Genomic DNA, 9,232 nt, shown 5'->3' with positions numbered 1-9,232 from the left:
TTTCCTCCTTTCCGCCTCACGGCACCACTTCCAGGAACCGCTGGCGCTCCTTGTCGAAGGCCAGGGGGATCTCCCCCACCCGGCCCTCCTTGTTTTTGGACAGGATGCAGACGTCGCGGCCGTTCTCGTCGCTGCCCAGCAGCAGGACGGCGTCGGCATCCTGTTCCAGCTGGCCTGAATCCCTCAGGTCGGCATTGCTGGGCATGGCGTGGGCTTCATTTCGCTTCAGCTGGGATACACCAATCACCACTATTCCAGTGGTCTGGGCCAGCTCATGGAGATCCATGGAGATTTGTGTGATCGTCTCATACCGGCTCCCCGGCCGGTCGGGACGAACAATCTGGACATAGTCGATCACCACAACCTGGGCCTTGATTCGCAGGGCCTGGGCCCGGATCCAGGCCACGTTCCGCCCCGATGCCGACCGGATGTAGAGGGGCAGCTTCCGCAGCCTGGACAGGCCATCTAGCTCGGCCGCTGGAACTTCCTTGTTTTTGACCTGTTCCAGGGGCGCATAGAGCTGGTTTGCAATGATCCGCTGCCCTAAAATCTCGGGACTGGTCTCCAGGCTGAAATAGCAGACCCGCTGTCCTCGCTTGGCCATCTCCACTGCGATCTGGAGTGTTAGGGCGGTTTTGCCCATCGAGGGCCGGCCGCCGATCAGGATGAAATTCCCCGGCAGGATGTGGAGGTTCCGGTCTATGGGCCCGATGCCGATGGGGATGTAGTTGGGCTGCTGGTCCAGGTTGCGGATGTAATCGTCGATCAGGTCGCCCAGGGGGGTAAAATCCTCCCCCGGGTGGTCGGTGTCCAGGGCCTGTCCCATCCGGCCATAGAGGGCCGCCAGGTCCTCGTAGCTGGTGGAGGGGGACGCCGCCTGCACCGCCAGGGCCTGGAACCGCTCCAGGGCCCGGCGCTCCAGCAGGGCCGTCACCCACTCCCGCACCCGGCTGCGGGTCACCTTCACCGGGGCTACGTCCAGGGCGTCCATGCAGGCCGCCACAGTCTCTTTCAGGTCGGGGTAACGGTGGAGGACGTCCACCACGTCCATCTCGCCCTTGGCGCTCCATGTGCCGTCTATGGCGGCGTATAAATCCCCCAGCCCCTCCGGGAAGTCATCCGGGGTCAGGCGGCCTGCCGCCTCGGGGATGTACTCAGGGAAGCCCAGCAGGGCCGCCAGCAGCATGCGGGGAAGATCAATCATGTCAGCACCTCATACCGGGGTTCCGGCGCCGGCTGCTGGGGCTGCTGCCGCCGGCTGCGCATCTTCTCCCGGCGGGCCGCCAGGTCCCCGGGGGTCTTGACCCATTCTTTCCGCCAGGTGGACAGGACGCTGTCCAGATAGCTCCAGCTGCGGCCGTTGTGCTGGGCCGCCTCATGAATGGCCAGATGGATCATCTCATCCCCCGTCTCGGCCCGGTAGGCCTGGAGCTTGTCCAGGGCGCTGCGGGGGAAAACGCCGATCTCCTGCTCGTAGTCCTGGATCAGCTTTGCCAGGGCCTCGTCGGTGCGGCTGCTGCTTTCTTTGAACTCTTCTTCATTTTCAGTTTCATTTTCATTTTCAGTTTCATTGCTTTCGATTTTTGAAAACCTCTGTTCTTCCTGGTTTTTCGGTGAAAAACCTTGTTCTGCGAGGTTTCTATCTTCAAAACCTATGGTTTCAGGATTGGAAACGGTGGTTTTCCCGGTTTTGGTTTTTGGACGTCCGCCCCGCTTTCCGCCCTCCCGTTTGGCGTTGTTGGTATCAATGTTGGGCCGGATGGCCGCAAACACCGCCCGATGAATGGCAGAGGTCAGGGCCGGCGCCTTTCCGTCCAGGGCATAGGCGCAGATGGCCCGGAACATGGCCAGCTGGTCCGGCTCCTCCATCTCCCGGATGGCATCCCAAAACGACCGGTAAAACACAAAGGACTCCCGGCTCTCGTTTTGCATGACAACTCCTTTCACGGCCTCGCGGCCGGTTTGACAAAGCGCCCCGCCCACCGGGCAGAGCGCATGGGATTATAGGTTCCGGCCGGTCAGCTCACGGCGCCGGACAATTTCAGCAGCTTGGGCGGCTCCTGTTCCTCCCCGTCCATCTGCAGCTGGCCCGGGATCTGGGGGATGGCCTCCACCACCGTCAGTTCCCCGTTCTTGTCCCCCGTCACGTAGAGGGAGGTGGTCACCGGGTTGGTGGGTGCCAGGGTACTCTTGGCCGTCACCGATACCTGGATCTGCTGGCGCTCCTCGTCCAGCATTAGCTCGATGGACAGGGTGATTTTCCGCTTCTGGGCGGCTTTGGTGTTGGGGTCCAGGATGTTGGTCATCACCCGGTCCATCTCGTAGTCCACCCGCTCCTCGATGGCTCCCCGGGCCATCCGCAGGATGCTGTCGTAGTTCTTTTTACTCATGGCTGTTTCTCTCCTTGTGTTTTCAGGTAAATCATGTACTCCCCGTACTGCATCCCCAGGGCGGCGGCCCGGTATCGGATGTCCCGCGGCCTGGCGGCGGGCTCCAGGCCGTTGTAGGCGTCGAAGGGGTCCACATCGCTCCTGGGATGCTTGGCGCGGCTGTCCCGGCACTGCATGCAGCGGATCATCCGGTGGCAGGGGCCGCAGCAGTTCCCCACCCGGTCCTCTGCCAGGCGGCTGCCGCAGATCTCGCAGCGCACAAGCCGCCGGGGGTTCATCTCAGGACCTCCCGGGAGCCTCACAGGGCACCCAGCAGGCCCGGATCAGGCCCAGGTCGCAGTCCCGGACGCCGGTGAAGTCCTCCCCGTCGGGGTCGGCCCGCACCACCAGGACCGGCCCCGCCAGGGGCTCACCGAGCAGGCGGCCAATGTGCAGCATCCCGTTGATGGGCAGGCCCATCAGCTTGCCCTCCTCGTTGACGATTACCACCAGGCCGGTCCGCTCCAGCGTGACCGTCTCGATGTAGCCGCCCACCGCCTTCTGGAAGGCTTTCAGGGTGTTTTCTATTTCCGTCATCCGGGGCTCACAGCCCACGTCAATCCTGATGACCTGCATCTTTCTTGTCCTCCTTGCTTCCCTGTCTTTCCTGTTTCCTGCCTCCTGACGGCGCCAGCGCACTGTCCACCCCATACACCCGGGCGTCCGAGATGATGCTGCGGGCCAGGTCGGTGAGGATGATCCGGTCGTCGGCCCGATCCGCCGCCGGCAAGGCATCCAGGGCAGCGTGGGCCTTGGCGGCCAGGCCGTTCAGGGCCGACCGCAGCCCGATCAGAGCGTCGTGGTCATCGGCAGCGTCAGCGGCCATCCACAAAGCAGAGGACAGATCCTCGGCCTGCTCCTTCTCCCGCAGATGGCGGGCTGCCCCGCTGTCCTGGTAGCGGGCCTCGGCCCGCTGGGCGGCTGCCTCCCACTTTTCAGCCAGGGCGATGATTTCAACCTTGGTCACGGCTGCTCACCTCCCTGGGCGGCTGGGGCAGGGGCATCCAGTGGGTGACCTTCTTGGTGCGGGTGCCATACACGCGCCACAAGCCGTTGAGATCCAGGCAGCCCTGCTCCACCCTGACTCCACCCCAGTCATACTCACGGCAGACAATGACCATCTGCCCCAGGGGCGGCAGCTTGTCCTCCACACTGATCCAGCCGGCCGCCGCGTCATCGGAGCGGCGGGAAGCCGCGACCAGTGCCTGGATTTCCTGGGGCTCCAGGCCGGTGTCCTCATAGGCGGCCAGCCGCTGCACCAGTTCTTCCTTTTTGTTCGGGCTCCAGTAGCCGGTCTTGATGACGCTGGCCCGCTTGTGGGTCATGCGCTCGTTCTCAGTCATGGTCAGTCCCCCTTGTATTCGTGGGAAAGGTCAAGCCGAATCCCGGAACCACTTGAGTAGTGAGCCTCCTCCGCTACAATGTGGAGGACTTCTTCCAACGCCTGCTCCTCGGGGATGCCCTTCACTTTGGCCTTGGACAGCGCCACGTTTCGGGCCAGCTGACCGAGAATAAAGCAAACAGCAACATGACTGCCCAGCATAGCAGCCGACAAGGTGCCGGATGAAAAGTCGAAGCTGGCGTTGATGGAAGCGCGGTTTTTTTCGTCTTGCATTTTGTGACTCCCTCCTGTATACTTTGAGGTGAGCACTTGCATTAGCTCACCTTTGGCTCTGCCCGATCCTGTTCATCGGGCGGGGCCTTTTTGTTTTGGTTCATGGGGCGGCCTTCCGGCTGCCGAAAAAGTGGACGAACTCCGACAGGTCCGCCCCCAGCAGGCTGCAGGCCCCGGCGGCCTCGGGCAGACTCCAGGGGGTACGGCCCCGCACCCGGGCCGACAGCCCCGAGGGGGCCAGACCCACCGCGGCGGCCACGTCCTCACTGTGGAGGCCGGCGGCCTTCAGCTTGGAGCGGAACCAGGTCACCGGATCATCCGGCAGCGGGGGCGGCGGAGGCGTGGTCTCCACGCAGCCCAGACCCGCCAGCACCGGCGCGAAGTCATCCGGCGCACCGTTCAGCGTGATGGTCATCTTCATAACAGGGTTCCTCCTTTCCTTCAACTCTCTCCAGCCAGTCCTCATACCGCCGGATCACCGGCAGCAGGGCCAGGCCCAGCCCGCTGGCCGCGATGGCTGCCACTGCATACAGCAGCCAGAACGCCGGATATTGGGGGATCCCCAGCAGCATCCAGAAGGCTGTCACCTCCAGGGCCAGGTACCCGGTCTGCAGAGCCAGCAGCCCCGCCCGGGCCGGCCAAAGACCCCGCCGGGCTGTTGTTTTGTTGTTTCGCATTGAAATGCCTCCTCTCACCGGAAAAAACAGAGAATCATGGCCGACGCTGCGGCCAGCACCAGCAGCCAGTCCAGCCGGGTGGAATGGTAGTCCATGGGCCCCTCCTATCTGTGCCGCCAGAGGTTGGCGGTCTCGGCGGCGCAGCGGGCGAAGATCTCCCCCTTCTCGGCGTCGGTGTGGGAGATGCCGGGCACCGCCAGCACCCTGGAGGCCTGGATCCGGTGGGCCATCGCCTGGGCGGCCCGCAGATCCTGTTCCATGGCTGCCGCATCCTCCCGGTAATGGGAGGACCGCTCGTCCACGATCCGCACCTCCTCCTGGAGGGCGGCATGGACGCACCGCCGCAGCCGCTCCATGGCCACCTCCAGGCCGTCCTCCGAGGACCACTGGTTGAACTGCCGGTAGTTGTCCCGGCCGGCCTGCCGCAGCCGTTCCAGGCGATCGGGTCCGAACCGCAGCTCCTGGATGACCCCGGCGGCGTAGATCTGCCAGGCAGTGGCCGCGGCCTCGTCCCCCGCCATCCGCAGCTGCTTTTCCCGGCGGGTGCGGGGTGCCCGCAGCAGCGGCACCGGGAAATCCATCTCTACCTTGCCCTGGATCCAGCCTTCCCGCTGGCGGGCGGCTGCCTCTGTGCCCTGGCTGAGGACGGCGGCCACGTTTTCCTCCTGGATCCGCCGCAGCGCCTTGGCCAGACGTTCCAGCCGGCCGGCGCCGATGCCGAACTCCTGGTGGAGGGCCACCGTCAGGCACCAGGAGGCCAGCTGGGCCACCGAGGTGCGGGTCTCAGACATTTCCTGGGAAAATCCCATCTGTATCTACTCCTTTCGCGTATTTGCGGCCCGCCGGGATCGAACCGGCGCAAAGGACCATCCGCCGCACATCCAACCCCCATCCCCCGCGCACTGGATGGATGGGGGCCCCTTGGGCCGGGCCGCCTCTGCTCAAACTTACCCGGTGAGCAGATCCGGGTGGTATTGGTACCCATGTTGCCGGGATGTCGGACAGGGAATCCCGGCAGCACACCGGGCCTTTCGGCCCACGTCAAGCCCTCTGCCAGGGCGCGCCAGGCAGAGGGGGCGGGGTGCATCTCCCCGCCTGCCGCGTTGGCCGCGGTGGGCCTGCCCGGATGCCGCCGGGCGGGGTCTGGATTATGGAACCAGCCCCCTTTTGAACCTATGGCGAGGACGGCTTTCACGCCCTTGCCGGCGCCGGAGTTTGAGCGCTGCCGTTTTGCGCGGCCGCCACAGGTTCCGCCATCTCATGCAAACCTGAGCTGGGTGCGCCGGGCTCGAACCGGCCGGCAGCCTGCTGCGGCACCCCTTAGAGCGGCCTCAGGGGCCGCAGTGCTCCTCTTGTTCCGGGATTTCTTTCTCGGGCCGTGCCGGCTTGTAGTCCGGGCAGCTGGTGTCATACCCCGCGCAGGCCCGGCAGTCGGGCCTGTCCAGGTGGAAGGTCCGCCGGCACTGACGGGGGTTCATGGCTCCCCACCCCGCCGCCGGGCCTCCAGCTCAAAATCCCGCGCCAGGGTGTCGGGGCAGAAATACTGGGTGATGGTGCCGCTGCCGGTGCCGTCCTTGATGGTTAGCTTGATCCGGCCGCAGCCGTCCGCCCAGTCATTCTCGCAGATCAGGATCAGGCCTTCCGGGCCGGTCCTGCCGATGTAGATGTCCACCCCAGGCAGCAGACCTTCGGACTTTTGGGCTTTCAGGTGGGGGCACGCCCTCCGCATCAGCTTTTGTGCCGTCTTGTAAGAAAGCCAGATGGTATGTTTGGGACCCATGGAATCGCCTCCTCTGTTTATTTGTATGTGCCTTGCGTTCTCATCTATTTGTCCTTATACTGAAATTGCCAGCTGTTGCAGCAGCTGAGACTTTCAGGAAAGGAGGTATAGCGTATGAGAATCAATATGGATTGCATCCGGGATATCCTGTTGTGTATTGAGGAAAACACCGGACTGCATCAGATGTGTTTCTTCATCAGTTATGCGGATGCAGGCATTCAGGCAGCTTTGGGAGAAGATACCATTCCGCCCAAATCCTATCAGGTGGAACTTGAAAGCCGGTATGACCGCGACGACATCATCTACAACCTCAAATATTGCGTGGAATCTGAACTTGTTGTCGCTCCCGGCCATTTTCCGGCCTATCAAAACTGGATTGCCGACCTAACCCCCAAGGGTCATGAATTTTTGGCCGAAATCCGGGATGAAGGGAACTGGAAGAAGATCAAACAGGCCTGCTCCAAAATCGGAGCTGTAAGTATGGACATCATTCTTGAAGTTTCAAAAAGTGTTCTACTTGCCGGGTTTAACTCCTTCTTAAAGATGTCCTGAGTTTTTCATCCTTGCAGCTTTTTCGATACACGCATCGATCTCCTGTTTGGTCGGTGTCGTGTATCCTTTTTCTTTGTAGTGAAGCAGCAGCCCTCTCAGCGCGAAAGCTGTTGCCCGCCACATCACGCCACAGAAAATCGCCGTTGCCGCCAATGCAACTTCAAAAAGAATTCTCACGGTTCCTCCTTTCTCCTGTGCTCACTTTCTTTCGCCTTTTGCGCTCGCTTTGTTGTCACTTTTCGTGACATTTTTAGGTATAAAAAATTTCCTCCACACTCTTCCCGTAATACTCCGCGATCTTCAGTTTGGTTTCATCACGGGGAATTCTGTCCCCATTTTCATACATAGCCACGGCTGATACACTGAGATTAAGGGCTGCTGCCACTTCTGCCCGGCTTTTATCGCCCCGCAGGTCCACCAGGATGCGGGCAATCTTCTCTGAATCCAAGAAATCACCTTCTTTCTTTTGTCACATTTCGTGACTTTCCTAAAGTATAGCACTGCTGCCTATTTGTGTCAACACATTTCGTGACAATTCTATGTTGACTTTATCACGAAACGTGATATCCTATGAATAGAACAAACGGAGGTTTGGGCCATGTCTAATTTTGCATCTGTTATGAAACGCCTGCGGATTGAACGCGGCATCACCCAGGAGCAGCTGGCAGCTATGCTGAAAGTCTCCCGCAGCACCATAGGAATGTATGAGACCGGGAGCAGGGAGCCTGATTTTGAAACGAGTGAAGCCATCGCGGATATCTTCAACGTAGATATGGATTACCTGATGGGGCGTTCCGACGTGGAGCGGAAGCATCCCATCACCCCGTCCGGGGTTCAGGTCCCGCCGGGCTTCCGTCCCCTGCCGGAGATGACCCAGGTGCCCCTGATCGGCAACATTGCCTGCGGCACCCCTATCACCGCCGAGGAGAACATCAAACAATATATCGGGGTTCCGGCGGCCTGGCGGGCAGACTTTGCCCTGGAATGCCACGGGGACAGCATGGCCCCCCGGATCTGTGACGGGGACATCGTCTGCATCCGCAAACAGTGTGAGGTGGAGACCGGCCAGATTGCGGCGGTGCGGATCGGCGAGGAGGCCACCCTCAAACACTTCTACAAATCCGGGGACATGGTCCAGCTGATCGCCGAGAACTCGGCGGTCTGCCCGCCCATGATCTTTTCCGGCACACAGCTGGCGGACATCAAAATCGAGGGCCTGGCCGTCGGGTTCTGCCGGGGGCTGTTGTAAAAATCTCTTGGGAAAGGACTTTCAATGAGCTGGCAGGACATTGTCACCATTTCATCGTTTATCATCGGTGGAGTTTCTCTTGTTATTGGTGTATTTTCTCTTTATTTCAGCTATGTTTCCATGCAGAGAACTGGCAGCATTCAGGATGCCCTGAAAGAGCAGGCCGATGCATTCAGCAGAAAGCAATTTGCTCGAGACCTTCTGCCCAAGGTACAGAAGCTCTCCCAAACAATCGCCAAACATCCTGACGATTCCAAACAGCTTCAGCAGGAGCTGTTCGCCGCTTCCGGTCTTTTGTCCGAGCTAAAATTCTCTGTACAATCCACACAGGAACCGGTATTCGAGCTTCTTGATATGCTGCATGAGGATTACAACGCACAAGCGAGAGCGGAAAATCCTGTGCATAGTTTCCTGGACTACTCCAACATTTTGGGTAAACTTATTGCTCTCTTGAAAAAGGAGGCCGACTGATATGTTTGCAGAGCAGGTAGAAAGTTTCGTTTTGGAACTGGCCGATATGACGCAGAAAGATCTTATTACCTGGGAACGTTTTCCCCAGCACTATCCCTTCCAAAACAATCTCTTTGTCCAGAACTTCATTCAGAAGCACCCCGAAATGGACAAGAACCGTTCCTATTTCTTTTCCCATAAAAATGGCCTGGTTCTGTTCATCCGCTACACCTCCGGTAAGATCGCCGAAGGCGTCCACATTCAAAAGCACTTTGGTGAACCGATTATTGATCTGACCCAAGGGTATGCTATGGATCCCTCTGTCCCGGACCTAGGCAAATCCATCGATCGAGCCATTGAAATAGATGAAGCTCTGCCCGCTGGCGTTTACCATTTTATGGGGGATATTGAAAAGCTGAATACTTCACCCGATGCGGAAGGGTGAAGATAATCCATCGAAGTTGATCCAATCATAGGAGG

Annotated in this window: 19 protein-coding genes; 4 read left to right on the top strand and 15 right to left on the bottom strand. The window is 60.1% G+C overall.

Features of this window, described 5'->3' with window-relative positions:
- Window positions 1-16 precede the first annotated feature (16 nt).
- The 13 genes from B5G12_RS01520 to B5G12_RS01465 all read right to left on the bottom strand — a co-directional run bounded on the left by B5G12_RS01520 (window position 17) and on the right by B5G12_RS01465 (window position 6,501).
- Entirely contained in the window at window positions 17-1,204 is a 1,188-nt protein-coding gene (locus B5G12_RS01520; protein WP_087323174.1) for a DnaB-like helicase C-terminal domain-containing protein, read from the bottom strand.
- Complete coding sequence (locus B5G12_RS01515) at window positions 1,201-1,932, bottom strand: DUF6291 domain-containing protein (protein ID WP_087323171.1); 732 nt, start codon at window positions 1,930-1,932, stop codon at window positions 1,201-1,203. The genes B5G12_RS01520 and B5G12_RS01515 overlap by 4 nt, the downstream gene beginning before the upstream one ends.
- An 86-nt stretch (window positions 1,933-2,018) precedes the next feature.
- The gene (locus tag B5G12_RS01510; RefSeq protein WP_087323168.1) at window positions 2,019-2,390 is read right to left on the bottom strand and encodes a hypothetical protein; all 372 of its coding nucleotides are present in this window, start codon (window positions 2,388-2,390) and stop codon (window positions 2,019-2,021) included.
- Window positions 2,387-2,668, bottom strand: a complete 282-nt coding sequence (locus B5G12_RS01505) for a hypothetical protein (protein ID WP_087323165.1) — start codon at window positions 2,666-2,668, stop codon at window positions 2,387-2,389. The genes B5G12_RS01510 and B5G12_RS01505 overlap by 4 nt, the downstream gene beginning before the upstream one ends.
- Window position 2,669: 1 nt before the next feature.
- Window positions 2,670-3,005: a DUF3846 domain-containing protein gene (locus B5G12_RS01500; protein WP_087323162.1), complete on the bottom strand. Its 336-nt coding sequence runs from the start codon at window positions 3,003-3,005 to the stop codon at window positions 2,670-2,672.
- Window positions 2,986-3,396 carry a hypothetical protein gene (locus B5G12_RS01495; protein WP_087323159.1) on the bottom strand — a complete coding sequence of 137 codons (411 nt, stop codon included), beginning with the start codon at window positions 3,394-3,396 and terminating at the stop codon, window positions 2,986-2,988. Before B5G12_RS01495 ends, B5G12_RS01500 begins: the two co-directional genes overlap by 20 nt.
- A complete protein-coding gene (locus B5G12_RS01490; protein WP_087323156.1) occupies window positions 3,383-3,772 on the bottom strand; it encodes a DUF551 domain-containing protein in 390 nt (129 codons plus the stop codon). Before B5G12_RS01490 ends, B5G12_RS01495 begins: the two co-directional genes overlap by 14 nt.
- A gap of 2 nt (window positions 3,773-3,774) precedes the next feature.
- Entirely contained in the window at window positions 3,775-4,044 is a 270-nt protein-coding gene (locus B5G12_RS01485) for a hypothetical protein (protein WP_087323153.1), read from the bottom strand.
- 100 nt (window positions 4,045-4,144) lie between these two features.
- The gene (locus tag B5G12_RS01480; protein ID WP_087323150.1) at window positions 4,145-4,465 is read right to left on the bottom strand and encodes a helix-turn-helix domain-containing protein; all 321 of its coding nucleotides are present in this window, start codon (window positions 4,463-4,465) and stop codon (window positions 4,145-4,147) included.
- Window positions 4,428-4,721, bottom strand: coding sequence for a hypothetical protein (locus B5G12_RS01475; protein ID WP_087323147.1), 294 nt, complete (start codon window positions 4,719-4,721; stop codon window positions 4,428-4,430). Before B5G12_RS01475 ends, B5G12_RS01480 begins: the two co-directional genes overlap by 38 nt.
- Before the next feature lie 104 nt (window positions 4,722-4,825).
- Window positions 4,826-5,530 carry a hypothetical protein gene (locus B5G12_RS01470; RefSeq protein WP_087323144.1) on the bottom strand — a complete coding sequence of 235 codons (705 nt, stop codon included), beginning with the start codon at window positions 5,528-5,530 and terminating at the stop codon, window positions 4,826-4,828.
- A 522-nt stretch (window positions 5,531-6,052) separates the two neighbouring features.
- Window positions 6,053-6,199 carry a hypothetical protein gene (locus tag B5G12_RS14570; RefSeq protein ID WP_158099664.1) on the bottom strand — a complete coding sequence of 49 codons (147 nt, stop codon included), beginning with the start codon at window positions 6,197-6,199 and terminating at the stop codon, window positions 6,053-6,055.
- Complete coding sequence (locus B5G12_RS01465) at window positions 6,196-6,501, bottom strand: hypothetical protein (protein ID WP_087323140.1); 306 nt, start codon at window positions 6,499-6,501, stop codon at window positions 6,196-6,198. Before B5G12_RS01465 ends, B5G12_RS14570 begins: the two co-directional genes overlap by 4 nt.
- 114 nt (window positions 6,502-6,615) lie before the next feature.
- On the opposite strand from B5G12_RS01465, the gene B5G12_RS01460 reads away from it, so the two are divergent.
- Window positions 6,616-7,053 carry a DUF2513 domain-containing protein gene (locus B5G12_RS01460; RefSeq protein WP_087323137.1) on the top strand — a complete coding sequence of 146 codons (438 nt, stop codon included), beginning with the start codon at window positions 6,616-6,618 and terminating at the stop codon, window positions 7,051-7,053.
- Here B5G12_RS01460 and B5G12_RS14260 read toward each other — a convergent pair.
- Together B5G12_RS14260 and B5G12_RS01455 are read right to left on the bottom strand one after the other, a co-directional pair.
- Window positions 7,039-7,230, bottom strand: a complete 192-nt coding sequence (locus B5G12_RS14260; protein ID WP_144064075.1) for a hypothetical protein — start codon at window positions 7,228-7,230, stop codon at window positions 7,039-7,041. The two genes, B5G12_RS01460 and B5G12_RS14260, sit on opposite strands and share 15 nt — an antisense overlap.
- A gap of 73 nt (window positions 7,231-7,303) precedes the next feature.
- A complete protein-coding gene (locus B5G12_RS01455) occupies window positions 7,304-7,501 on the bottom strand; it encodes a helix-turn-helix transcriptional regulator (protein ID WP_087323134.1) in 198 nt (65 codons plus the stop codon).
- Between the two features lie 150 nt (window positions 7,502-7,651).
- On the opposite strand from B5G12_RS01455, the gene B5G12_RS01450 reads away from it, so the two are divergent.
- Genes B5G12_RS01450 through B5G12_RS01440 form a run of 3 tightly spaced genes read left to right on the top strand, consistent with a single transcriptional unit; the run spans window position 7,652 to window position 9,197 of the window.
- Window positions 7,652-8,302 (top strand): LexA family protein, encoded by a 651-nt coding sequence (locus tag B5G12_RS01450; RefSeq protein WP_087323131.1) that lies wholly within the window; start codon window positions 7,652-7,654, stop codon window positions 8,300-8,302.
- 24 nt (window positions 8,303-8,326) lie between these two features.
- A complete protein-coding gene (locus tag B5G12_RS01445; RefSeq protein ID WP_087323128.1) occupies window positions 8,327-8,773 on the top strand; it encodes a hypothetical protein in 447 nt (148 codons plus the stop codon).
- 1 nt (window position 8,774) lies between these two features.
- On the top strand, window positions 8,775-9,197 hold the full coding sequence (locus B5G12_RS01440; RefSeq protein ID WP_087323125.1) for a hypothetical protein: 423 nt from the start codon (window positions 8,775-8,777) through the stop codon (window positions 9,195-9,197).
- The last annotated feature ends 35 nt before the right edge of the window (window positions 9,198-9,232 follow it).

The sequence above is a fragment of the Faecalibacterium sp. An58 genome (genome assembly GCF_002161515.1).
GTDB classification, from domain to species: Bacteria; Bacillota; Clostridia; order Oscillospirales; family Ruminococcaceae; genus Faecalibacterium; species Faecalibacterium avium.
Note: the sequence above shows the minus strand (reverse complement) of the source record. Positions and strands in the feature narration are given on the sequence as shown.